A 22,927-nucleotide genomic window follows, 5' to 3' on the forward strand; every position below is an offset into this window, starting at 1 on the left:
GGCCTCTTCAAGGGCCAGCGCTGACCGAGCGCGGCCCCGCCGCGGGCCGCGCCGTGACGACTCATGGCCACTGAACTCCCCTTCGACCTCACCCCCGAGCTCGCCCCGCTCTCCTGGCTGATCGGCAGCTGGGAGGGCCAGGGCCGCCTGGGCGACGGTGCCGACGGCACGGAGATCTTCTACCAGCGCGTGGACTTCACCGAGCACGGCCAGCCCTTCGTGGAGTACCGCGCCGAGTCCTGGCTGTGCGAGGAGGACGGCACCCTGCTGCGCCCCCTCACCGTGGAGACCGGCTTCTGGCAGGTGGACCGCCCCCGCCGGGACGGCGACGTGGGCCCGGGCATGGTGCCCGCGGACATCGTCCCCGCCTACCGCTCCGCCGAGGACGTCGAGTCCCTGCGCGGCGAGGGCGGCTCGTTCGGCATCACCGCCACCATCACGCACCCGGGCTCCCTCTCCGAGCTCTACTACGGGCGCATCAAGGGCCCGCAGCTGCAGCTCGTCACGGACGCCGTGCTGCGCGGCTCTGCGGCCGGTCCGTATGAGCGCGCCACGCGCATCGCGGGCCTCGTCAACGGCCAGCTGTTCTGGCGCTGGGACGCCGCGGCGACGGCGGAGGGGGAGCTGGAGGTCCACGCCTCCGCGATCCTGGACCGCATGCCCAGCCCCGCTGAGGGCCGCCTCGCCCCCGGCGCGGAGCGCCCCCGCTGCTCCGGTTCGGACCGCCCCGCATGACCATGCCCGGGCGCAGCCCGATCCTGAGCCTCGCCGCCTCCGCGAGCCCCGGCCCAGCGGCCGGCGCCGTGGAGGGGGAGGGCCTGGAGGAGGGCGTCGCCGCCCACTACGGCCGTCCCCTGCCGGAGCAGCGCGCCCTGGCCCGCGGCCGGGCCCTCGTGGACCTCTCCCACCGCGCCGTCCTCTCCCTCACGGGCCCGGACCGTCTCGCGTGGCTGCACACCCTGGGCAGCCAGCACGTCGAGTCCCTCGCCCCGGGCACGAGCACCGAGACGCTCCTGCTCGATCCGCAGGGCCGCATCGAGCACGCCGCGCATCTCCTCGAGGACGGTGCCGCCGCGTGGCTCATCGTGGACCGCTCGCGCTCCGAGGACCTCATCGCGTGGCTGACCGCCATGCGCTTCTCCCACGACGTGCGGATCCGCGACCACTCCGGAGCGGTCGCCGTCGTGGGGTCCATGGCGCCCGTGCCCGGCTGGGAGGACCGCACCGTGTGGGTGGACCCGTGGCCCGCCGTCGCCGAGGGCGGCTGGGCGTACTCGGCGGAGCCGGACCCGGCGTGTCACCCCGGCGCGGACTGGAGCTGGCGCGAGTACCTCGTGACCCGCGCCGACCTCGCGGAGACCGTCGCGCACCTCGGTGAGGGGGAGCTGAAGGGCTGGAGCCTGGCCGGCGTCTCCGCCGCGGAGGCCCTGCGGCTCGCCGCCGGGCGCCCCCGTCCCGCCCTGGACGCGGACGCGCGGGCCCTGCCGCACGAGCTCGACCTGCTGCGCACCGCCGTGCACCTGGCCAAGGGCTGCTACCGGGGGCAGGAGACCGTGGCACGGGTGCACAACCTCGGGCGTCCTCCCCGCCGCCTCACGCAGCTGCTGCTGGACGGGTCCTCCCATGCGCTCCCGCCCCACGGCGCGCCCGTGATCGTGCGCCCGTCCCCGGACACCCCCGAGGGCCGGGCGACCGCCCGTCCCGTCGGGTCCGTCACCGGTTCCGCGCTCCACCACGAGGCCGGGCCGATCGCGCTGGCCGTGCTGAAGCGGGCCGTCCCCGTGGACGCGGAGCTGCTCGTCCGCGGTGCGGAGGACGACGTGGCCGCGGAGTGGATCGCCGCCGCGCAGGAGCCGCTCGTCTCGCCCGACGCCGGCCAGGTCGTGGGCCGTCCCCCGGGGCTCGGGCGCCTGGGCTGACCGGGACTCTCGTCCCGTCCGGCGCGGTGGCCCGCCGCCCGTCAGGCCGCCCCTGAGCGGTCAGCGCCCGGCTGTCAGCTCGATCCGCGTGAGGGACCCCGCCCGCGCGAACCCCAGGGCCACGGCGATCGCCTGGCCCGCCCGGTCCTGCGTGCGCACGCGCGCCTCGGGCACGAGGCCGTCCAGGAAGGCCCGCTCGGCCGCGACGGCCGCGGCGTAGGTCCCGAGTCCGCGGACGCGGTGCTCCGGGACCGTGAGGATCCCCATCCGGGCGACCAGCCCCTGCCACACCGTGTGCCCCGCCCCGGCGAGGGGGTCGCCCAGCGCCTCCCCGTGGCCGTCGTCGGGCACGAGGGTCAGTGGTGCTGGGCCCAGGTCCGCCGCGTGGACGTCGTCGGCGGGGCACAGGGCCGTGAGCCGCGCCGCGTGCTCGGGGGCACCGGAGACCGCCACCGAGGAGGAGGGGCTGATCTCCGGTGCCTCGGCCGTGTAGAGCAGGTCGGCCTCGCCGAGCGAGCGCGGGGCGTGCCGCGCCGTGAGCCGCAGCAGGGTGGACTCGAGGGCGAGCACCTCGTCCGGGAGGTCCCGCGCCGCGCCGAGCACGTCCGCGGGAGCCCGCAGCGCCGTGGCGCCGGCCAGCTGCAGCACGACCACCGCGTCCGCGGGCCCCGCCACCTCGAGACGGGAGCCGTCGGAGGGGTCGTCCAGCGATCCCTCCGGCAGGCCGAGCTCGCGGCACCACGCCCAGCGGACGAGGCCGAGGACGTGGTCGTCCAGGCGGGGGAGCTCGCTCACGGGATCAGCGGCCGAAGAGGACGGCGGCCTCGTCGTACCGGGAGCGCGGGACGGACTTGAGACCCTTGAGCGCCGCACTCATGGGGATGGAGATGATCTCCGTCCCGTTCGCCGCCACCATCTGACCCCAGCGCCGCTGCGCCGCGAGGTCCACGGCGCCCATGCCGAAGCGCGTGGAGAGCACGCGGTCCGTGGCCGTCGGGGCGCCGCCGCGCTGGATGTGCCCGAGCACGGTGCTGCGGGTCTCGATGCCGGTCATGGTCTCGATCTCGCGCGTGACCCACTCGCCGATGCCGCCGAGGCGGGGGCGCCCGGAGGCCTCCAGACCGGCGTCCGCCAGCGGGTCGTCCTGGCCCTCGGGGATGAAGCCCTCCGCGACGACGACGAGCGGCGAACGGCCCTTCTCGTGCACCTGCGTGACCCACTCGGCCACCTGCTCCATGGGCGTGCGGACCTCGGGGATGAGGATCGCATGGGCGCCGGCGGCCATGCCGGAGTGCAGGGCGATCCACCCGACATGGCGGCCCATGACCTCGGCCACCATGCAGCGGTGGTGGGACTCGCCGGTGGTGCGCAGGCGGTCCATCGCGTCCGTGGCGATCTGCACGGCCGTGTCGAAGCCGAACGTGTAGTCGGTGCCCTGGAGGTCGTTGTCGATGGTCTTCGGGACGCCGATGATCGGCAGGCCGTCCTGGGCGAGGCGGTTGGCGCCGGCCAGGGTGCCCTCGCCGCCGATCGCGATCACGGCGTCCAGGCCCAGCTCGCGCACGCTGCGCAGCATGTTCTCCGGGCCGCCGCCGTCGGCGTCGTACGGGTGCGTGCGGGACGTGCCGATGATGGTGCCGCCCTGCTTCGCGAGGCCGCGGACCCGCGTGCGGGGCAGCTCCTCGACGTCCTTGCGGATGAGGCCGGCCCAGCCGTCCCGGATGCCCACCATCTCCATGTCGTAGGTCTTGATGCCGTGAAGGACGGCCGCCCGGATGACGGCGTTGAGGCCGGGGCAGTCGCCTCCGGAGGTGAGCATTCCGACGCGCATGGGGGTCCTCTCGAGGGTGTTCTGCCGGGGTCCCCCTCACCCTAGGCATGCCGGAGGGCGGCCGTCAGGGGACGGCCGCCCGTCGGGCCGCACTCGGAGGGCAGCGCGCCGGTGCGCCTTCGTCGGATGTCAGGCCCCGAGAGCGCTCGCTCGGCGGGGATCGTGGACGCCTGGCTCACGTGAGGGGGGCGAAGAGGAGGTGGGCGGCCATCTGCACGGCGGTGACGCCCACGAGGACCCCGCTCACCGGGGCGAGGGTGCCGGGGCGGCGGCCCCGCAGCAGGCCGCCGGTCATCGCGACGACGATGACGGCCAGGGCGGCCGAGGTGGGTGGCACGGGGAGCAGCGTCGCGCTCGGCACCGCGTTCCCCAGGAGCATGGACAGCAGGACCGTCAGGGCGGTTCCCGCCGCCAGGAGGTAGGTGACCGCCTGCGCGCCGCGTCCGAGGACGGGCTTGCCGCCGGGTCCGTGGGACCCGCCCTTCGCCCGCATCGGCCTGCGCCCGGGGGCCCGGAATGCGGGGGCGACGGTGCGCGCCTGCTCCTCGGCCAGTCGGGCGGCCGCGCGGTGCTCGCGGGAGTGCGTCTGCTCTCGCCACGCGCCGGTGTCCGGGTCGATCCAGTCCGCGTGGAAGCCGTGCTCGTCAGCGGAGGCGGGCGCCGCCGAGGTCTCTCGGCGCCGCGCATACCAGGCGGGCTCGCTGTGCACGCGCCCGCGCTCCGGCGTCGCCGTGGGGGTGACGCGCTGCTGCGCGTCGGCGTCCCACCGCGTCACGAGCCACCAGACCAGCACCGCGACGGCGGCGAGGCCGAGCAGCGAGCCCGGCCCGCCGACGGCCGGTGCGAGCAGGGTGAACCCCGCGCCCACGAGGACGTTGAGGGCGCCGATGCCGCCGATCACGGCGATCGCCACGGTCGCGTCGGTCCACTCGCCGCGGCGCAGGCGGCCGTACTGCACCCGCCCCTGCGCGTCCGGGAGCACGGCCCAGGCGGCCGCGTAGGCCAGCAGGCCCAGCCCGGCGGACACGACGCACAGGGCCACGAACGCGCCGCGGGCCAGCAGGGGGTCGATCCCGTAGCGGCGGGCGACGCCGCCGAGGACGCCGGCCACCCAGGAGGAGTCGTCGCGGCGGACGCCCCACGACTCGACCGCGCGGCGCAGCCAGGAGGGGAGTGCGCCGGCGTCGTCCTGGACGTCGGCGGGGGAGGGGGGCCAGGATCCGTGGGCGGTGCTCATGCCTCCATCGTGGTCCGCCGCCGCCCCGGGCACATCCGGGATGTCCCGGATCCGGTCCCGGATGTGCCCCGTGCACGGGACGGGCAGGATGGAGCCATGAGCCCCGCCGTCCCCACCGCGCCGACACCGACGGGTCCCGTGCGTCCGGCCTCGCCCGCGCGCCCTCCGCTGGCCCGGCATGGCGCCGACCGGCCGGTGGCCGGGGTCGCCGCCGGCGTCGCCCGGCACCTGGGCCTCTCCAGCGCGGCGGTGCGCTGGGGGTTCGTGCTGCTCACCCTGGCCGGCGGCGCCGGGGCGGCGCTCTACGCCTGGCTCTGGCTGCTCATGCCGGAGGACGCGCCCGGCACCCCCGCGGCAGACGGCGTCGCCGGCCCGGCCCCCACGCTCGCCGCACGCCTGCCCGAGGTGGCCGAGCGCGTCCGGGAGGGCGGCTGGCCGCTGCTGCTCGCCGCGGTCCTGCTCGGCGTCGGCGGGATCGTGGCGGCCGACGGGCTGGGCGTGGACGTGGACTGGGCGCTCGTGGGCCCCGTGGCGGTGCTCGTGATCGGCCTCGGGCTCGCGTGGATGCAGCTGGACCTCGGCCGGGGCGGGCGCGGGGAGCGCGGCGGCCGCCTCGTGCGCCTCGCCCTCGGATCGGGGCTCGTGCTCCTCGCCGTGCTGGCCCTCGCCGTGGGCGCCGTCGGCTCGGGCGAGCTGTGGCTGGGACTGGTGGTCGCCGTCGCCATGCTGGCCGGGGCGGCCCTGGTGGCCATGCCCTACCTGCTGGCGTGGCAGCGCCGCCGGGACGAGGAGCGCACGGCGCTCGCGGTCCACGCCGAGCGCGCCGAGATCGCGGCGCACCTGCACGACTCGGTGCTGCAGTCCCTGGCGCTGATCCAGCGGCGCGCCGAGGACCCGGAGACGGTCGCCCGGGTGGCCCGCGCCCAGGAGCGCGAGCTGCGCCGGTTCCTCTTCCCCGAGGCGGCCCGTCTCGGCGGGACCCTGCGCGAACGGCTCGAGGAGACGGCGGCCGAGGTCGAGGACGCCCACGGCCGCCGCGTGGAGGTGGTCGCGGTCGGCGAGGCCTCCGGGGCCTGGCTCGAGCCGCTCGTGGCCGCCGCCCGGGAGGCCGTCCTCAACGCCGCGCGCCACGCGGGGGACGTCCAGGTCTTCGCCGAGGTGACCGACGACGACGGCGCACCGCGGCTCGCGGAGGTCTTCGTGCGTGACCGCGGGGCGGGCTTCGACCTCGACGAGGTCCCCGCCGACCGGATGGGCGTGCGCGAGTCGATCCTGGGCCGCATGCGCCGGGCAGGAGGGTCGGCCCGTCTCCGCTCCGGGCCGGGCGGCACCGAGGTGCACCTGGCCCTTCCCGAGCCCGCCGACCCCGCCCACCCGACCGATCCGCGGGAGGAGACCGCATGACCATCCCGCTCACCGCCGTGATCGTGGACGACCACGCGATCTTCCGCGCCGGACTGCGCGCCGACCTGGATCCGGCGCGGGTCGAGATCGTGGGCGAGGCCGGGGACGTCGACGCCGCCGTCCGCGAGGTCCTCGAGCGGGAGCCCGACGTCGTGCTCCTCGACGTGCACCTGCCCGGCGGAGCGGGCGGCGGCGGGGCCGAAGTGGCCGCGCGCGTGCTGGAGCGGCGGCCGGGCACGCGCTTCCTGGCGCTGTCCGTGTCCGATGCCGCGGAGGACGTGGTCGCCGTGATCCGCGCCGGGGCCCGCGGCTACATCACGAAGACCGCCTCGGGGGCCGACGTCACGGAGGCGGCCGCGCGGGTGGCCGGCGGCGACGCCGTGTTCTCGCCGCGCCTCGCCGGCTTCGTCCTCGACGCGTTCCGCGGGAGCCCGCCGTCGCCGTCGGCGCCGGCACCGGAGGCCCGGGAGCCGGCCCGGGACGAGGACCTCGACCGCCTCTCCTCCCGCGAGCGGGACGTCATGCGCCTCGTGGCCCGGGGCTACACGTACCGGGAGGCCGGCGCCGAGCTGTTCATCTCGGACCGCACGGTGGAGAGCCACGTGTCCTCCGTGCTGCGCAAGCTCCAGCTCTCCAACCGCCACGAGCTCACGCGCTGGGCCGCGCGCCGCGGATACGCCTGAGCCGGATGCGGGCGAGCCCCGCGCCGGGCGGCGCGGGGCTCGCAGGTCTGCGGCCGGCGAGGACCGCGATCACTCGGAGAGCAGTGCGCGGATGCGCTCGACTCCCTCGGCCAGGTCGTCGTCGCCCAGCGCGTAGGACAGGCGCAGGTAGCCCGAGGGGCCGAAGGCCTCGCCGGGCACGACGGCGACCTCGGCCTCATCGAGGATGAACGCGGCGAGCTCGGCCGACGTCGTGGGGGTGACGCCTCCGCGGTACGTCTTCCCGAGCGCCTCACGGACGTCCACGTACGCGTAGAAGGCACCCTCCGGCGTGGGGCAGTGGAAGCCGGGCACGGCGTTCATGGCCGCGACCATGGCCGTCCGGCGGCGGTCGAAGGCCGTCGTCATCTCCTCGACGGCGTCCAGCGGCCCCGCGACGGCGGCGAGGGCCGCGCGCTGGGACACGTTGGCCACGTTGGAGGTGGCGTGCGACTGCAGGTTCGTGGCCGCCTTGATGACGTCCACCGGTCCGACCATCCATCCGACGCGCCAGCCGGTCATCGCGTAGGTCTTCGCGACGCCGTTGACGACCACGGCCTGCTCCGCCAGGCCCGGGACGGCCGCGACGATCGAGGTGAAGGGCACGCCGTCGTAGGTGAGGTGCTCATAGATCTCGTCGGTGACGACCCACAGGCCCCGCTCGAGGGCCCACTCGCCGATGGCCTTCGTCTCCTCGGGGGAGTAGACCGCGCCGGTCGGGTTGGAGGGCGAGACGAAGAGGAGCACCTTGGTGCGGTCCGTGACGGCGGCCTCGAGCTGCTCCACGGTGACCTTGTAGCCCGCCTCGGGGCCCGCGAACACGTCCACCGGCACGCCGCCGGCCAGGCGGATGGCCTCCGGGTAGGTGGTCCAGTACGGCGCGGGGACGAGGACCTCGTCCTGCGGGTCCAGCAGGGCGGCGAACGTGTTGTAGACGGCCTGCTTGCCGCCGTTCGTCACGAGCACCTGGGAGGCCTCCACGGCGAGGCCGGAGTCCCGCAGGGTCTTGGCCGCGATCGCCTCGCGCAGCTCGGGCAGGCCGGCGGCGGGGGAGTAGCGGTGGTTCTTCGGGTCCTGCGCGGCGGCGACGGCCGCGTCGACGATGTAGCCCGGTGTGGGGAAGTCGGGCTCGCCCGCGCCGAAGCCGATCACGGGGCGGCCCGCGGCCTTGAGCTCCTTGGCCCGCGCGTCGACGACGAGGGTGGCGGACGGGGCGATGGCGGCGAGGCGGGTGGACACGCGGCGTGCGGGGGAAGCCATGGGGACCTTCTTCGGCGGTTCGAGGGCGGGAGCGAGGTGCGGAGGGCACGCCTCCGCACGCCAGCGTAGTGAGTGCGCCGCCCCGGTTCGACTCCCGGCCCGGCATGGCGTATTCTGAACGCTCGGTACCGCGATGACGGTCCTGGGCGAGCGCCCGGGAGTCGGCAGGCGGACACCTAGGGTAGTGGCGCAATTGGTAGCGCAGCGGTCTCCAAAACCGCAGGTTGCAGGTTCGAGTCCTGTCTGCCCTGCTCGGTGCCGGGCTGAAGTGCCCGGCACAGGCGTGCAAGCGTTTCGGCGATCCGATTGAGTGAGGCCACGTGACTGAGTTGGCGGCGAACGGCGGGGGCTCCACCCCGGCGCCGGACAGGCAGCGCCGTGGGCTCTTCGCGCGGATCGCCCTGTTCCTGCGCCAGGTGGTGGACGAGCTCCGCAAGGTGGTCACCCCCACGAGCGAGGAGCTGCTGCGCATGACCGCAGTGGTGCTCGCCTTCGTGGCGGTCATGATCCTCCTGGTGATGGGCCTGGACTGGCTGTTCGGCACCCTGGCGGGTCTGACGTTCGGCACGGGCGGCCGCTGAGCGGACCGCGAGCCGGGCCCCGCGGCGCAGGAGGCGTCCACACGCCCGCACGCCAAGGCCCCCCGTCAGTGGAGGGTCGTCCGACCCCCGTCAGCAGAAAGCAGGAAGCCGTGTCCGAGCAGGAAATGGATCGTCAGTCCCCCGAGGACTCCGTCTCCGTCGAGGAGACCGCCGCCGCAGAGGGCGTCGTCGAGCCCGAGACGGACGAGGCCGTGCCGGGCGAGGCCGCCGACGGCGACGAGGCCGCCGAGGCCACCGTGCAGGAGGCCGACCTGGCCGCCGACGCCGAGTCCGCCGCCGACGTCGACGTCGAGGCCGCCCCCACGGAGGACGCCGACGCCCAGGCCGCGGAGACCGCTCCCGCTGAGGACGCCGCCCCTGCCGAGGAGGAGCCCGTCGTCGACCCCGCCGAGGAGCTGCGCACCCGCCTGCGCCGCCAGCCCGGCGACTGGTACGTGGTGCACACCTACGCCGGCTACGAGAAGCGCGTGAAGACCAACCTCGAGACGCGCATCCAGACCCAGGACATGGAGGATGCGATCTACGAGATCGAGGTCCCCATGGAGGAGGTCGTGGAGATCAAGAACACCACGCGCAAGATCGTCTCGCGCGTGCGCATCCCGGGCTACGTCCTCGTCCGCATGGACCTCGACGACGCCTCGTGGGGCGTCGTGCGCCACACCCCCGGCGTCACCGGGTTCGTGGGCAACGACGCGCACTCCCCGCAGCCGCTGACCCTCACCGAGGTCTACGACATGCTGGCCCCGTCCGTGATCCAGGAGGCCACGCGCGCCGCGGAGAAGGCCGGCCTGGCCGTCCCGGCGTCCGACCTCCCCTCCGCCGCCCCCGCCGTCCACGTGGACTTCGAGGTGGGCGAGTCCGTGACCGTCGACGACGGCCCGTTCGAGACCCTCCCGGCGACGATCTCCGAGATCAAGCCGGAGTCCCAGCAGCTGGTGGTCCTCGTCTCGATCTTCGAGCGCGAGACCCCCGTGACCCTGTCCTTCAGCCAGGTGACCAAGGTCATCTGAGGACACCCCCGCTTCCGCCCCGAGCCGGCCGCCTGCCGGCCCGAGGGCGGCACCGGCCGCCGCGCCACGGCGGCCACACTCCCACGGTGCGCTCCTGCGCCGTGGGTCCCCGAAGTGAGAGAAGGATCCACTCATGGCTCCCAAGAAGAAGGTCTCCGGTCTGATCAAGCTTCAGATCCAGGCCGGCGCCGCCAACCCGGCTCCGCCCATCGGCCCCGCCCTGGGCCAGCACGGCGTGAACATCATGGAGTTCTGCAAGGCCTACAACGCCGCCACCGAGTCGCAGCGCGGCAACGTGGTGCCGGTGGAGATCACCGTGTACGAGGACCGCTCGTTCACGTTCATCACCAAGACCCCGCCGGCCGCCGAGCTCATCAAGAAGGCCGCGGGCGTCCAGAAGGGCTCCTCCACCCCGCACACGGACAAGGTCGGCAAGCTGACCCACGCCCAGTGCGAGGAGATCGCCACCACCAAGATGGAGGACCTGAACGCCAACGACGTGAAGGCCGCCGCCAAGATCATCGCGGGCACCGCCCGTTCGATGGGCATCACCGTCGAGGGCTGACGCCCTCCCCCCTCATCACCCCCTCAGTGGCAGGGCCGAGCGCGGCCCGACAGACCACGACTGCACAAGGAGAAGCACGCAGATGGCACAGCGCAGCAAGGCATACAAGGCGGCCAAGGCCGCGATCGGCGAGGAGATCTACGCTCCCGCCAAGGCGATCGCCCTCGCCAAGGAGACCAACCCCTCCACGTCCGACGCCACGGTGGAGGTCGCCCTCCGCCTGTCCGTCGACCCCCGCAAGGCCGACCAGATGGTCCGCGGCTCCGTGAGCCTGCCCCACGGCACCGGCAAGACCGCCCGCGTCGTCGTGTTCGCCACCGGTGAGCGCGCCGAGGCCGCCCGCGCCGCCGGCGCCGACGTCGTCGGCGACGACGACCTGATCGCCAAGATCTCCGAGGGCTGGGTGGACTTCGACGCCGCCGTGGCCTCCCCGGAGCTCATGGGCAAGGTCGGCCGCCTCGGCAAGGTCCTCGGCCCCCGCAACCTGATGCCGAACCCCAAGACCGGCACCGTGACCCCGGACGTGGCCAAGGCCGTGTCCGACATCAAGGGCGGCAAGATCGACTTCCGCGTCGACAAGCACGCCAACCTCCACTTCATCATCGGCCGCACCTCCTTCGAGGAGAAGGCCCTCGTGGAGAACTACGCCGCCGCCCTGGAGGAGATCCTCCGCCTGAAGCCGTCCTCCTCGAAGGGCCGCTACATCTCCAAGGCGACCGTGGCCACCACCTTCGGCCCCGGCGTCCAGATGGACCCGAACGTGACCACGGTCGAGTTCGAGCAGGCCTGATCCCCGAGGCGGGCCCGCGGGTCCGCACGCGACGACGGCCGGTCGCCCTCACGGGCGGCCGGCCGTCGTCGTCCCCCAGGGCCGCCGACTTGCGGCCGGGGGAGGGGCCGTGTAGCCTTGACGGACCGAAGACCGCCGGTCGTGATGTCGGCATGCCGCCATCACCGAAGGACCTCCGCAACGGAGGCGGCCCGCGCAGGTGCAGCAGAGCTCCGTCCCAGGACGACGGCCGTCAGGCCCGATCCGTCCCGTGTCGCCACGCCCCGTGCACCCGCACGGGGCGTTTCTCGTTGTCCGGGGCTCAGGCGGTCCCCACGATCATCGAGAGGAGTGCCATGGCGACGTCCGCGAAGGAGTCGGCGGTGGCGGAGCTCACGGACCTGTTCCGTGAGTCCAACGCCGCTGTTCTGACGGAATACCGTGGCCTGACGGTGTCCGAGCTCAAGCAGCTCCGTGACTCCATCCGTCAGGATGCGACCTACGCCGTGGCGAAGAACACGCTGGCCGAGATCGCGGCCAAGGAAGCCGGCATGGAGGGCCTCGAGGCCCACCTCGCCGGTCCCACCGCGATCGCGTTCGTGACCGGAGACCCGGTCAACGTCGCGAAGGCCCTGCGTGACTTCGCCAAGGATCACGAGAAGCTCGTCCTCAAGGGCGGCTTCATGGATGGCCAGCCCCTGGACGAGGCCGGCATCAAGAAGCTCGCGGACCTCGAGTCCCGCGAGGTGCTGCTGGCGAAGTTCGCCGGCGCGATGAAGGGCAGCATGTCCAAGGCTGCCGCCCTGTTCCAGGCTCCGCTCTCCAAGACCGCCCGCACGGTCGAGGCGCTGCGAGCCCAGCAGGACCAGGCTGCCTGAGCAGTCCACCCCGGGCTGCACGGCCCACCACTTCACACGTAGTCAAGACGTACACGTAAAGGAGCCATCATGGCCAAGCTGACCACCGAAGAGCTGCTCGCCGCGTTCGAGGAGCTGACCCTCATCGAGCTGTCCGAGTTCATCAAGGCGTTCGAGGAGAAGTTCGACGTCACCGCCGCCGCCCCCGTGGCGATGGCCGCCGCCGGCGCCGGTGCCCCCGCCGCCGAGGCCGCCGAGGAGAAGGACGAGTTCGACGTCATCCTCGAGGCCGCCGGCGACAAGAAGATCGGCGTCATCAAGGAGGTGCGCGCCCTCACCTCCCTCGGCCTGAAGGAGGCCAAGGACCTCGTCGACGGCGCCCCCAAGCCGGTCCTCGAGGGCGTCAACAAGGAGACCGCCGAGAAGGCCAAGGAGCAGCTCGAGGGCGCCGGCGCCACCGTCACCCTCAAGTGATGATCGCGGCCTGAACCGCATCTCACCGCTTCGCCCCGAGACCCCCGTCGCGCATCGCGCGACGGGGGTCTCGTGCGTGGGTGGACAGGACTGGACCCCGGGGTTAGGATGGATCTTTGCATCTCCCCTGTTCCGTGCTGCCTGGAGGACGGCCTGACCGCCGACGGCCCGCACGGTGACGTGTGGCCTTCATATAGCGGTGGGCCCGCACCGTCCGCATCATGCGCACGGGGAGCGAACGGAACCCCAGAAGGCCTGTGGAAGGATCCTACGTGGTCGCCTCGAGCACCCATGAAACCGCTACTGTCTCCCCGCGATCCGGCGCATCCGCCGGACGCATCTCCTTCGCCAAGATCTCCGAGCCGCTGGACGTGCCGGACCTGCTGGCGCTGCAGACCGAGTCGTTCGACCGCCTGATCGGCAACGAGCGCTGGTCCGCGCGAGTGGAGCAGGCCCTCGCGGTCGACGACCACTCGGTGCCCGTGACCTCCGGGCTCACGGACATCTTCGAGGAGATCTCCCCGATCGAGGACTTCCAGGGCACCATGTCCCTGTCCTTCTCCGATCCGGAGTTCGCCGACGCGAAGATGACGGAGGAGGAGTGCAAGGACCGCGACGCGACCTTCGCCGCCCCGCTGTACGTCAAGGCCGAGTTCATGAACAACACGACCGGCGAGATCAAGCAGCAGACCGTGTTCATGGGCGACTTCCCGCTCATGACGCGCAACGGCACGTTCATCATCAACGGCACCGAGCGCGTCGTCGTGTCCCAGCTGGTCCGCTCCCCGGGCGCCTACTTCGAGCGCACCCCGGACAAGACCTCGGACAAGGAGATCTTCTCCGCCAAGATCATCCCCTCGCGCGGCGCGTGGTTCGAGCTCGAGGTGGACAAGCGCGACCAGGTCGGCGTCCGCCTCGACCGCAAGCGCAAGCAGCCCGTGACGGTGCTGCTCAAGGCCATGGGCTGGACCGAGTCCCGCATCCTCGAGGAGTTCGGCCAGTACGACTCCATCCGCGCGACCCTCGAGAAGGACGGCACCGCCGACCAGAACGAGGCGCTGCTGGACATCTACCGCAAGCTGCGCCCGGGCGAGCCCGCCGCCGTCGACGCGGCCCAGGCGCTGCTGAACAACCTGTACTTCACCCCGAAGCGCTACGACCTGGCGAAGGTGGGCCGCTACAAGCTCAACCGCAAGCTGGGCGTGGACGTGCACCTGGCCGACCCGAACGCCTCCGTGCTGACCGAGGACGACCTCGTGCAGATGGTGCACTTCATCGCCGCGCTGCACGCGGGCGAGAAGTCCATCAAGGGCACGCGCGACGGCGAGACCGTCGACGTGCGCGTCGAGGTCGACGACATCGACCACTTCGGCAACCGTCGCATCCGCGCGGTGGGCGAGCTGATCGAGAACCAGATCCGCACCGGCCTGTCCCGCATGGAGCGCGTCGTGCGCGAGCGCATGACCACGCAGGACGTCGAGGCGATCACCCCGCAGACCCTGATCAACATCCGCCCCGTGGTGGCGGCGATCAAGGAGTTCTTCGGCACCTCGCAGCTGTCGCAGTTCATGGACCAGAACAACCCGCTCGCGGGCCTGACCCACAAGCGCCGCCTCTCCGCGCTCGGCCCGGGCGGCCTGTCCCGTGACCGCGCCGGCATGGAGGTCCGTGACGTCCACCCGTCGCACTACGGCCGCATGTGCCCCATCGAGACCCCGGAAGGCCCGAACATCGGCCTCATCGGCTCGCTCGCGACCTTCGGCCGCATCAACTCCTTCGGCTTCATCGAGACCCCGTACCGCCGCGTGGTGGACGGCCGCGTCACCGACGACGTCGACTACCTGACCGCGGACGACGAGCTCGAGTTCCAGATCGCCCAGGCCAACGCGCCGGTGGACGCCGACGGCACCTTCGTCGAGGAGCTCGTCCTCTGCCGCCAGCGCGGCGGCGGCGGCGAGCCCGTGCTCTCCACCGTGGACGACATCGACTACATGGACGTGTCCCCGCGCCAGATGGTCTCCGCCGCCACGGCGCTGATCCCGTTCCTCGAGCACGACGACGCGAACCGCGCGCTCATGGGCGCCAACATGCAGCGCCAGGCCGTGCCGCTGCTCCAGTCGCAGGCCCCGTACGTCGGCACCGGCATGGAGAAGTACGTGGCCGTGGACGCGGGCGACTCCGTGACCGCGACCGCCCCCGGCGTGGTGACCGAGGTGGCCGCGGACCTGGTGACCGTCATGAACGACGACGGCACCACGACGCACTACCCGATCATGAAGTTCTCCCGCTCCAACCAGGGCAACGCGTACAACCAGCGCGTCCGCGTGTCCGAGGGCGACCGCGTCGAGCGCCTGAGCATCATCGCCGACGGCCCCGCCACGGACCACGGCGAGCTCGCGCTCGGCAAGAACCTCCTCGTCGCGTTCATGCCCTGGGAGGGCCTGAACTACGAGGACGCGATCATCCTGTCCCAGCGCATGGTCTCGGAGGACGTCCTCACCTCGATCCACATCGAGGAGCACGAGGTCGACGCCCGCGACACCAAGCTGGGCGCCGAGGAGATCACGCGCGACATCCCCAACGTGTCCGAGGAGGTGCTGGCCCAGCTCGACGAGCGCGGCATCATCCACATCGGCGCCGAGGTGGAGGCCGGCGACATCCTGGTCGGCCGCGTCACCCCGAAGGGCGAGACCGAGCTGACCCCGGAGGAGCGCCTGCTGCGCGCCATCTTCGGCGAGAAGTCCCGCGAGGTCCGCGACACGTCCCTGAAGGTGCCCCACGGCGAGTCCGGCACCGTCATCGGCGTGCGCATCTTCGACCGCGAGCAGGACGACGACCTCTCCCCGGGCGTCAACCAGCTCGTGCGCGTGTATGTCGCCCAGAAGCGCAAGATCACCGACGGCGACAAGATGGCCGGCCGCCACGGCAACAAGGGTGTCATCTCCAAGATCCTGCCCCTGGAGGACATGCCGTTCCTGGCGGACGGCACCCCGGTGGACATCGTCCTGAACCCCCTGGGCGTGCCCGGCCGCATGAACCTGGGCCAGGTCATGGAGCTGCACCTCGGCTGGGCCGCCTCGCGCGGCTGGGACATCGAGGGCGAGCCCGAGTGGATCGGCAACCTGCCGAACTTCCCGCGCCAGTCCGGCCCGGTCAACGTCGCCACCCCGGTGTTCGACGGCGCCGAGGCGGAGGAGATCACCGGCCTGCTGGGTCACGTGAACAAGACCCGCGACGGCGACCGGCTCATGGGCACCAACGGCAAGGCGCAGCTGTTCGACGGCCGCTCCGGCGAGCCGTTCCCGGACCCGATCTCCGTGGGCTACATGTACATGCTCAAGCTGCACCACCTGGTGGACGACAAGATCCACGCCCGCTCCACGGGCCCGTACTCGATGATCACGCAGCAGCCGCTGGGCGGCAAGGCCCAGTTCGGCGGCCAGCGCTTCGGCGAGATGGAGGTGTGGGCGCTCGAGGCGTACGGCGCCGCGTTCACCCTCCAGGAGCTGCTGACCATCAAGTCGGACGACATCCACGGCCGCGTGAAGGTCTACGAGGCCATCGTCAAGGGCGAGAACATCCCCGAGCCGGGTGTGCCGGAGTCCTTCAAGGTGCTCATCAAGGAGATGCAGTCCCTCTGCCTGAACGTGGAGGTCCTCTCCGCCGACGGCCAGACCATCGAGATGCGCGACGCGGAGGACGAGGTCTACCGCGCAGCCGAGGAGCTGGGCATCGACCTCTCCCACGCCGAGCCCAGCTCGGTCGAGGAAGTCTGATCCCGCTGACTCCCGCATCCCACCAGACGTCTACTGAGAACCACCGAACCAAGGAGTTCACCGGAGCATGAGCGTGAACAGCATGTCCACAGACAACTCTTTCGGCCTGATGCGCATCGGCCTGGCCACGGCGGAGGACATCCGCCGCTGGTCGTACGGCGAGGTCAAGAAGCCGGAGACCATCAACTACCGCACCCTGAAGCCGGAGAAGGACGGGCTCTTCTGCGAGAAGATCTTCGGCCCCACCCGTGACTGGGAGTGCGCGTGCGGCAAGTACAAGCGCGTGCGCTTCAAGGGCATCATCTGCGAGCGCTGCGGCGTCGAGGTGACCCGCTCCAAGGTGCGCCGTGACCGCATGGGCCACATCGAGCTGGCCGCCCCCGTCACCCACATCTGGTACTTCAAGGGCGTCCCGTCCCGGCTGGGCTACCTGCTGGACCTCGCCCCGAAGGACCTCGAGAAGGTCATCTACTTCGCGGCCTACATGATCACCTCGGTGGACGAGGAGGCGCGTCACCGCGACCTCCCCAACCTCCAGGCCGAGCACGACCAGGAGACCCGCGTCCTCGCCGACCAGCGCGACGCGGACGTCGCCGCCGTCGCCGCGGACCTCGAGAAGGACCTCGCGAAGCTGGAGTCCGAGGGCGCCAAGGCCGCGGAGAAGAAGAAGGCGCGCGACGCGGCGGACAAGACCATGTCCCAGATCCGCAAGCGCGCCGACGCCGAGCTGGACCGCAAGGAGCAGGTGTGGGACCGCTTCAAGAACCTCAAGGTCGCCGACCTCGAGGGCGATGAGGGCCTCTACCGCGCCATGCGCGACAAGTACGGCCAGTACTTCGAGGGCTCCATGGGCGCCGAGTCGATCCAGCGCCGTCTGCAGACCTTCGACCTGCAGGCCGAGTCCGAGATGCTCCGCGAGACCATCAAGACCGGCAAGGGCCAGCGCAAGACCCGCGCCCTGAAGCGTCTGAAGGTCGTCAACGCGTTCCTCACCACGGACAACTCGCCCACGGGCATGGTCCTGGACGCGGTCCCGGTGATCCCGCCGGAGCTGCGCCCCATGGTCCAGCTCGACGGCGGCCGCTTCGCGACCTCCGACCTGAACGACCTGTACCGCCGCGTGATCAACCGCAACAACCGCCTGAAGCGGCTGCTCGACCTCGGCGCGCCTGAGATCATCGTGAACAACGAGAAGCGCATGCTCCAGGAGGCCGTGGACTCCCTGTTCGACAACGGCCGCCGCGGCCGTCCCGTCACCGGGCCGGGCAACCGGCCGCTGAAGTCGCTGTCCGACATGCTCAAGGGCAAGCAGGGCCGCTTCCGCCAGAACCTGCTCGGCAAGCGCGTGGACTACTCGGGCCGTTCGGTCATCGTGGTGGGCCCGCAGCTGAAGCTGCACCAGTGCGGCCTGCCGAAGCAGATGGCGCTCGAGCTCTTCAAGCCGTTCGTGATGAAGCGCCTCGTGGACCTCAACCACGCGCAGAACATCAAGTCGGCCAAGCGCATGGTCGAGCGCTTCCGCCCGCAGGTGTGGGACGTGCTCGAGGAGGTCATCACCGAGCACCCCGTGCTGCTGAACCGCGCGCCCACCCTGCACCGCCTCGGCATCCAGGCGTTCGAGCCGCAGCTCGTGGAGGGCAAGGCCCTCCAGCTGCACCCGCTCGTCTGCGGCGCGTTCAACGCGGACTTCGACGGCGACCAGATGGCCGTGCACCTGCCGCTCTCCCCGGAGGCGCAGGCGGAGGCCCGTCTGCTCATGCTCTCGAGCCACAACATCCTGAAGCCCTCGGACGGCCGCGCGGTCGCCGTGCCGGCCCAGGACATGATCATCGGCCTGAACCACCTCACCACGGTGCGGGCGGACGAGGCCGGCGCGGGCACGCAGTACTCCACCGTCGCGGAGGCCATCATGGCGTTCGACGGCGGCGACCTGCACCTCAACGCCCCCGTCACCATCGGCGTGGACGGCTTCGTGCCGTCGGCGGCGGTCCCGGCCCCAGAGGGCTGGAGCGAGGGCGAGCGCGCGTTCATCGAGACGACGCTGGGCAAGGTGCTCTTCAACGAGCTCCTCCCGGCGGACTACCCGTGGCTGGACGCGCAGGCCACCAAGGGCACCCTCGGCCAGCTGGTCAACGACCTCGCCGAGCGGTACCCAATGGTGACCACCGCCCAGACCCTGGACAACCTCAAGGACGCGGGCTTCCACTGGGGCACGTGGTCCGGCGTGACGGTGGCGATCTCGGACATCACGTCCGACTTCGACAAGGCCTCCATCATGGAGGGCTACGAGGCGCAGTCGCAGCGCGTGCAGAGCCAGTACGACAAGGGCCTCATCGCGGACGACGAGCGTCGCTCCGAGCTGATCGACATCTGGAACAAGGCCACCGACGAGGTCGCCGCGGCCATGAAGGCCGGCCTGTCCGAGCTGAACACGATCAACCGCATGGTGTCCTCGGGCGCCCGAGGCAACTGGCTGCAGGTCCGCCAGATCGCGGGCATCCGCGGCCTCGTGGCCAACCCGAAGGGCGAGATCATCCCGCGCCCGATCAAGTCCTCGTACCGCGAGGGCCTGTCGGTGCTCGAGTACTTCTCCGCCACCCACGGCGCCCGCAAGGGCCTCGCGGACACCGCGCTGAAGACCGCGAACTCGGGCTACCTGACCCGTCGTCTCGTGGACGTCTCCCAGGACGTCATCGTCCGCGAGGAGGACTGCGGCACGGAGCGCGGCCTGTCCGTGACCATCGCCGTGCCCAACGCCGACGGAGAGCTCGTCATGCACGAGCAGGTGGAGAACTCGGCCTTCGCCCGCACCCTCGCGCAGGACGTGACGGGTGAGGATGGCACCGTGCTGGCCACCGCCGGCGCGGACGTGGGCGACGTGCTCATCGGCGAGCTGGTGGACGCCGGCGTGTCCGAGATCAAGGTCCGCTCCGTGCTGACCTGCGAGTCGGCCGTCGGCACGTGCGCCAAGTGCTATGGCCGCTCCATGGCCACGGGCCAGCTCGTGGACATCGGCGAGGCCGTGGGCATCATCGCGGCCCAGTCGATCGGCGAGCCCGGCACCCAGCTGACCATGCGCACGTTCCACACCGGCGGCGTCGCGTCGGCGGACGACATCACCCAGGGCCTTCCCCGCATCCAGGAGCTCTTCGAGGCCCGCACGCCCAAGGGCGTGGCCCCGATCTCCGAGGTGGCGGGCCGGGTGCAGATCGAGGACACCGAGGCGTCGGTGCGCCTGATCCTCACCCCGGACGACGGCTCCGAGGAGATCGCCTACCCCGTGCTGCGCCGTGCGCGCCTGCTCGTGGAGGACGGCGAGCACGTGGCCGTGGGCACCCAGCTCGTGGCCGGCGCCGTGGACCCCAAGCAGGTCCTGCGCGTGCTCGGTCCGCGTGCCGCCCAGCGCTTCCTCGTGGAGGAGGTGCAGGACGTGTACCAGTCGCAGGGCGTGGGCATCCACGACAAGCACGTGGAGGTCATCGTCCGCCAGATGCTGCGGCGCGTCACCGTCATCGAGAACGGCGACACGGACCTGCTGCCGGGCGAGCTGACGGACCGGCCGCGCTTCGTGGCCGCCAACCGGGCCGCCGTGGCCGAGGGCCGTCAGCCGGCCTCCGGGCGCGACGAGCTCATGGGCATCACGAAGGCCTCGCTGGCGACCGACTCGTGGCTCTCGGCCGCGTCCTTCCAGGAGACGACCCGCGTCCTCACGCAGGCGGCCATGGAGGGCAAGTCGGACCCGCTGCTGGGCCTGAAGGAGAACGTGATCATTGGCAAGCTGATCCCGGCCGGCACCGGCCTGGACCGCTACACGAAGACCACGGTGGAGCCCACGGACGAGGCCAAGGCGAACCTGTACGCCTCGCCGGTCGGCTTCGCGGACTTCGACTACCCGGGCCTGGACCAGCCGCTCGGCGAGAGCGAGTTCCACGCCGTGTCGCTCGACGACTACGGCCGTGAGGGCGACTTCCGCGCCTGATCCGCTCCGGGCGGGCCGCTGCGGCGGTCCGCCCGGTCCCGGATGCGACGAGGGCCCGTCCCTCCTCCGCCTGAGGGCGGGGGAGGGGCGGGCCCTCTCGCGTGCGGCCTCGCGGGTCCGGTCAGCGGCGGGACATGTACACGTCGAAGGCCTTCGCGAGCGGGCGGTTCAGCGGCAGGTCCCACTCCCCGAGGGTCTGCACGATGTCGGCGCCCTGCGTCGTCTTGAACTCCGTGAGCCCGGAGAGCTTGTGCTCCTGGTCCACCGAGCCGCTCACGCCGCCGAGGTCCAGCCACAGGCAGCCCGCCTCGATGGCGGCCTCGACCTGCTTCAGCTGCAGCAGGCGCGGGGCGTCCCGCTGCCGCTCGCGCTGGGATGAGGCGCTGTAGGGGCGCCACGCCATCTGGCCCTGCTGGAAGTGGAACGCCGCCGCGACCGGCTCGCCCTCGTGCTCGGCGAGGAAGAAGGTCACGTCCGCGATCGGCGAGGAGCCGAGGTTCTGGATGATCTTGGCGAAGTAGTCCTGCGGGCGGCCCGTGAACTTGTCGCGCTCCGCGGTCTCGTCGTTGAGGCGGTCCCAGTCGTCGAGGCGCTCGGGGCCGGCGGTCACGACGTCCAGGTCGTTGCGCGTGGAGCGGCGGGTGCGCTTGCGGCTCGACCCGCTCATCCGGGCCAGCCAGCCGTCCACGTCCAGTCCCTCGAGCGGGATGCGGGCCTGGAACATGGGCTGGCCGGCGGCGAAGTCGGCGCTGACCTCCGGCTCCTTCCAACCCGCCTCGCGCAGGGACTGCTGGGTGCGCAGGGCGTCCTCGGAGACCTCGCAGGGCAGGTCCGTGAGCATCGAGGACTCGGGGTCCGGGAGCGCCTTGCGCACCACGTCCGCCTCCCAGCGGCGCACGACGCCGGGCGGGCCGACGCGCACCAGGAAGGCGCCCTGGGACTTCAGCTCGGCCACGAGCGGGGTGAGCGCGTCGACGAGCTCGATGCCCTCGTCCAGCACGGGGCCGTCCGCCACGTAGGCGAGGAACGCGCGCCCCAGCACGGGGACGCGCGAGGGGACCGGCAGGGGTCGGCCGAGCACGAGCGCCGCGCCCACCAGCTCGTCGCCGCGGTGGATGCCCAGCGACTGGGCGCGCCACTCGGACTTCACCTTCGCCCAGCTCGGGTTCTGGAGGAAGGAGGTGAGGGGATGCCGGGCCAGGAACTCGGTGTGCTCGGCGGCCGTGATCGCGCGCACCGTGAGGGATGCGCCGGGCGCGGAGGAGGGGGGATTCGAGGCGGAGGCTGGTTGTGACATCACGGCGATCAGTCTACGCAGGAGGCCCCGGAGCGTCCCGGGTCCGTCCCGGGATCGGCCCCGGGCCCGGGGCGGGCAGCACCCCTGGTTGGTCGGTGCGAGGCGGCGTGGTAGCCTGGTGGACGATTGTTTTTCGTGTGGCACAGTGGACTCGGTCCGGTCGCGGGGTTCTTGCGCGACAGATGCCACACTTTTGCACGCCTGCGGACGTTTGCTCGAAGCACGCCCCCACAGGAGAGGCAGAGCCGAGGAACGAGCAGAGCCGGCGCCCGCCACGGGCCAGCCGGCGGATCACGTCAGCGATCACCGAACAGGAAGACTGAAGAGTGCCTACGATTCAGCAGCTGGTCCGCAAGGGCCGCTCACCGAAGGTCGTCAAGACCAAGGCCCCTGCGCTGCAGGGGAACCCGATGCGTCGTGGCGTGTGCACCCGTGTGTACACCACGACCCCCAAGAAGCCGAACTCCGCCCTGCGCAAGGTCGCCCGCGTCCGCCTCAACGGCGGCGTCGAGGTCACGGCCTACATCCCGGGCGAGGGCCACAACCTGCAGGAGCACTCGATCGTGCTCGTCCGCGGCGGTCGTGTGAAGGACCTCCCCGGCGTGCGCTACAAGATCGTGCGCGGCGCGCTGGACACCCAGGGCGTCAAGAACCGCGGCCAGGCCCGCTCCCGCTACGGCGCCAAGAAGGAGAAGAAGTAATGCCTCGTAAGGGTCCCGCGCCGAAGCGCCCCCTCGTCGTCGATCCCGTCTACGGCTCCCCCCTGGTCACGCAGCTGATCAACAAGGTGCTCATCGACGGCAAGAAGTCCACCGCAGAGCGCATCGTGTACGGCGCGCTCGAGGGTGCCCGCGCCAAGAACGGCGCCGATCCCGTGGCCACGCTCAAGAAGGCCATGGACAACATCAAGCCGGCCCTCGAGGTCCGCTCCCGCCGCGTCGGCGGCGCCACCTACCAGGTGCCCGTCGAGGTCAAGCCGGGGCGTTCCACGGCGCTGGCCCTGCGCTGGCTCGTGGGCTTCGCGAAGGCCCGCCGCGAGAAGACCATGACCGAGCGTCTGATGAACGAGATCCTGGACGCCTCGAACGGTCTGGGCGGTGCGGTCAAGCGCCGCGAGGACACCCACAAGATGGCCGAGGCCAACAAGGCCTTCGCCCACTACCGCTGGTGATCCCCCCGGCCCGGGGTGCGTGACGCGCGCACCCCGGGCCGCAGGCCGTCGGCCCCCGGGCTCGACGTCCCATCC

At 72.1% G+C, this 22,927-nt stretch carries 19 protein-coding genes and 1 tRNA gene; 15 read left to right on the top strand and 5 right to left on the bottom strand.

Features of this window, described 5'->3' with window-relative positions; translation table 11 throughout:
• Window positions 1-63 precede the first annotated feature (63 nt).
• On the top strand, window positions 64-735 hold the full coding sequence (locus AB0302_RS07120) for an FABP family protein (RefSeq protein WP_319073988.1): 672 nt from the start codon (window positions 64-66) through the stop codon (window positions 733-735).
• A gap of 2 nt (window positions 736-737) precedes the next feature.
• Window positions 738-1,919: a folate-binding protein gene (locus tag AB0302_RS07125; RefSeq protein ID WP_366371044.1), complete on the top strand. Its 1,182-nt coding sequence runs from the start codon at window positions 738-740 to the stop codon at window positions 1,917-1,919.
• A gap of 60 nt (window positions 1,920-1,979) precedes the next feature.
• On the opposite strand, the gene AB0302_RS07130 is transcribed toward AB0302_RS07125, so the two are convergent.
• The 3 genes from AB0302_RS07130 to AB0302_RS07140 all read right to left on the bottom strand — a co-directional run bounded on the left by AB0302_RS07130 (window position 1,980) and on the right by AB0302_RS07140 (window position 4,987).
• Window positions 1,980-2,714 (bottom strand): hypothetical protein, encoded by a 735-nt coding sequence (locus tag AB0302_RS07130; protein WP_366371011.1) that lies wholly within the window; start codon window positions 2,712-2,714, stop codon window positions 1,980-1,982.
• Window positions 2,715-2,718: 4 nt separating this feature from the next.
• The gene (locus AB0302_RS07135; RefSeq protein ID WP_366371013.1) at window positions 2,719-3,750 is read right to left on the bottom strand and encodes an ATP-dependent 6-phosphofructokinase; all 1,032 of its coding nucleotides are present in this window, start codon (window positions 3,748-3,750) and stop codon (window positions 2,719-2,721) included.
• A gap of 175 nt (window positions 3,751-3,925) precedes the next feature.
• Window positions 3,926-4,987: a PspC domain-containing protein gene (locus AB0302_RS07140; protein ID WP_366371015.1), complete on the bottom strand. Its 1,062-nt coding sequence runs from the start codon at window positions 4,985-4,987 to the stop codon at window positions 3,926-3,928.
• Between the two features lie 96 nt (window positions 4,988-5,083).
• On the opposite strand from AB0302_RS07140, the gene AB0302_RS07145 reads away from it, so the two are divergent.
• Complete coding sequence (locus AB0302_RS07145; RefSeq protein WP_366371017.1) at window positions 5,084-6,391, top strand: PspC domain-containing protein; 1,308 nt, start codon at window positions 5,084-5,086, stop codon at window positions 6,389-6,391.
• Entirely contained in the window at window positions 6,388-7,074 is a 687-nt protein-coding gene (locus tag AB0302_RS07150) for a response regulator transcription factor (RefSeq protein ID WP_366371019.1), read from the top strand. The genes AB0302_RS07145 and AB0302_RS07150 overlap by 4 nt, the downstream gene beginning before the upstream one ends.
• A 69-nt stretch (window positions 7,075-7,143) precedes the next feature.
• Here the strand turns inward: AB0302_RS07150 and AB0302_RS07155 are convergent, their stop codons facing one another.
• Complete coding sequence (locus AB0302_RS07155; protein WP_298711742.1) at window positions 7,144-8,352, bottom strand: pyridoxal phosphate-dependent aminotransferase; 1,209 nt, start codon at window positions 8,350-8,352, stop codon at window positions 7,144-7,146.
• Window positions 8,353-8,530: 178 nt separating this feature from the next.
• On the opposite strand from AB0302_RS07155, the gene AB0302_RS07160 reads away from it, so the two are divergent.
• From AB0302_RS07160 to AB0302_RS07200, 9 genes are all read left to right on the top strand, one after another.
• Window positions 8,531-8,603: transfer RNA gene (locus tag AB0302_RS07160), tRNA-Trp, on the top strand.
• A 78-nt stretch (window positions 8,604-8,681) separates the two neighbouring features.
• Window positions 8,682-8,933: a preprotein translocase subunit SecE gene (gene secE, locus AB0302_RS07165; RefSeq protein ID WP_248116162.1), complete on the top strand. Its 252-nt coding sequence runs from the start codon at window positions 8,682-8,684 to the stop codon at window positions 8,931-8,933.
• 110 nt (window positions 8,934-9,043) lie between these two features.
• On the top strand, window positions 9,044-9,964 hold the full coding sequence (gene nusG, locus AB0302_RS07170) for a transcription termination/antitermination protein NusG (protein WP_366371021.1): 921 nt from the start codon (window positions 9,044-9,046) through the stop codon (window positions 9,962-9,964).
• Window positions 9,965-10,097: 133 nt separating this feature from the next.
• On the top strand, window positions 10,098-10,529 hold the full coding sequence (gene rplK / locus AB0302_RS07175; protein ID WP_366371022.1) for a 50S ribosomal protein L11: 432 nt from the start codon (window positions 10,098-10,100) through the stop codon (window positions 10,527-10,529).
• Window positions 10,530-10,611: 82 nt separating this feature from the next.
• A complete protein-coding gene (gene rplA, locus AB0302_RS07180) occupies window positions 10,612-11,319 on the top strand; it encodes a 50S ribosomal protein L1 (protein WP_298711736.1) in 708 nt (235 codons plus the stop codon).
• A 335-nt stretch (window positions 11,320-11,654) separates the two neighbouring features.
• Entirely contained in the window at window positions 11,655-12,176 is a 522-nt protein-coding gene (gene rplJ, locus AB0302_RS07185) for a 50S ribosomal protein L10 (protein WP_248116046.1), read from the top strand.
• Window positions 12,177-12,245: 69 nt separating this feature from the next.
• A complete protein-coding gene (rplL, locus tag AB0302_RS07190; RefSeq protein ID WP_248116043.1) occupies window positions 12,246-12,629 on the top strand; it encodes a 50S ribosomal protein L7/L12 in 384 nt (127 codons plus the stop codon).
• Between the two features lie 272 nt (window positions 12,630-12,901).
• Window positions 12,902-16,405, top strand: a complete 3,504-nt coding sequence (locus tag AB0302_RS07195; RefSeq protein ID WP_248116042.1) for a DNA-directed RNA polymerase subunit beta — start codon at window positions 12,902-12,904, stop codon at window positions 16,403-16,405.
• Window positions 16,406-16,487: 82 nt separating this feature from the next.
• A complete protein-coding gene (locus tag AB0302_RS07200; RefSeq protein WP_319074178.1) occupies window positions 16,488-20,384 on the top strand; it encodes a DNA-directed RNA polymerase subunit beta' in 3,897 nt (1,298 codons plus the stop codon).
• A gap of 121 nt (window positions 20,385-20,505) precedes the next feature.
• On the opposite strand, the gene AB0302_RS07205 is transcribed toward AB0302_RS07200, so the two are convergent.
• Window positions 20,506-21,681 (bottom strand): peptidoglycan bridge formation glycyltransferase FemA/FemB family protein, encoded by a 1,176-nt coding sequence (locus AB0302_RS07205; RefSeq protein WP_366371026.1) that lies wholly within the window; start codon window positions 21,679-21,681, stop codon window positions 20,506-20,508.
• Window positions 21,682-22,007: 326 nt separating this feature from the next.
• Here AB0302_RS07205 and rpsL point away from each other — a divergent pair, with 326 nt between their 5' ends.
• Both rpsL and rpsG read left to right on the top strand, forming a co-directional pair.
• On the top strand, window positions 22,008-22,382 hold the full coding sequence (gene rpsL / locus AB0302_RS07210; RefSeq protein WP_224356570.1) for a 30S ribosomal protein S12: 375 nt from the start codon (window positions 22,008-22,010) through the stop codon (window positions 22,380-22,382).
• Window positions 22,382-22,852 (top strand): 30S ribosomal protein S7, encoded by a 471-nt coding sequence (rpsG, locus tag AB0302_RS07215; RefSeq protein WP_248116038.1) that lies wholly within the window; start codon window positions 22,382-22,384, stop codon window positions 22,850-22,852. The genes rpsL and rpsG overlap by 1 nt, the downstream gene beginning before the upstream one ends.
• Window positions 22,853-22,927 lie beyond the last annotated feature (75 nt).

Origin of the sequence: Micrococcus sp. NPDC078436 (assembly GCF_040702705.1) — a bacterium.
Lineage (GTDB): Bacteria > Actinomycetota > Actinomycetes > Actinomycetales > Micrococcaceae > Micrococcus.

Excerpts from the sequence above, each read along its gene's own strand:
- AB0302_RS07120 (WP_319073988.1), top strand. The coding sequence starts at position 64 with ATGGCCACTGAACTCCCCTTCGACCTCACCCCCGAGCTCGCCCCGCTC.
- rplA (WP_298711736.1), top strand. The coding sequence starts at position 10,612 with ATGGCACAGCGCAGCAAGGCATACAAGGCGGCCAAGGCCGCGATCGGC.
- AB0302_RS07145 (WP_366371017.1), top strand. The coding sequence starts at position 5,084 with ATGAGCCCCGCCGTCCCCACCGCGCCGACACCGACGGGTCCCGTGCGT.
- rplK (WP_366371022.1), top strand. The coding sequence starts at position 10,098 with ATGGCTCCCAAGAAGAAGGTCTCCGGTCTGATCAAGCTTCAGATCCAG.
- AB0302_RS07200 (WP_319074178.1), top strand. The coding sequence starts at position 16,488 with ATGTCCACAGACAACTCTTTCGGCCTGATGCGCATCGGCCTGGCCACG.
- AB0302_RS07155 (WP_298711742.1), bottom strand. The coding sequence starts at position 8,352 with ATGGCTTCCCCCGCACGCCGCGTGTCCACCCGCCTCGCCGCCATCGCC.
- AB0302_RS07150 (WP_366371019.1), top strand. The coding sequence starts at position 6,388 with ATGACCATCCCGCTCACCGCCGTGATCGTGGACGACCACGCGATCTTC.
- rpsG (WP_248116038.1), top strand. The coding sequence starts at position 22,382 with ATGCCTCGTAAGGGTCCCGCGCCGAAGCGCCCCCTCGTCGTCGATCCC.
- AB0302_RS07205 (WP_366371026.1), bottom strand. The coding sequence starts at position 21,681 with ATGTCACAACCAGCCTCCGCCTCGAATCCCCCCTCCTCCGCGCCCGGC.
- AB0302_RS07125 (WP_366371044.1), top strand. The coding sequence starts at position 738 with ATGCCCGGGCGCAGCCCGATCCTGAGCCTCGCCGCCTCCGCGAGCCCC.
- AB0302_RS07140 (WP_366371015.1), bottom strand. The coding sequence starts at position 4,987 with ATGAGCACCGCCCACGGATCCTGGCCCCCCTCCCCCGCCGACGTCCAG.
- rplL (WP_248116043.1), top strand. The coding sequence starts at position 12,246 with ATGGCCAAGCTGACCACCGAAGAGCTGCTCGCCGCGTTCGAGGAGCTG.
- rplJ (WP_248116046.1), top strand. The coding sequence starts at position 11,655 with ATGGCGACGTCCGCGAAGGAGTCGGCGGTGGCGGAGCTCACGGACCTG.
- AB0302_RS07135 (WP_366371013.1), bottom strand. The coding sequence starts at position 3,750 with ATGCGCGTCGGAATGCTCACCTCCGGAGGCGACTGCCCCGGCCTCAAC.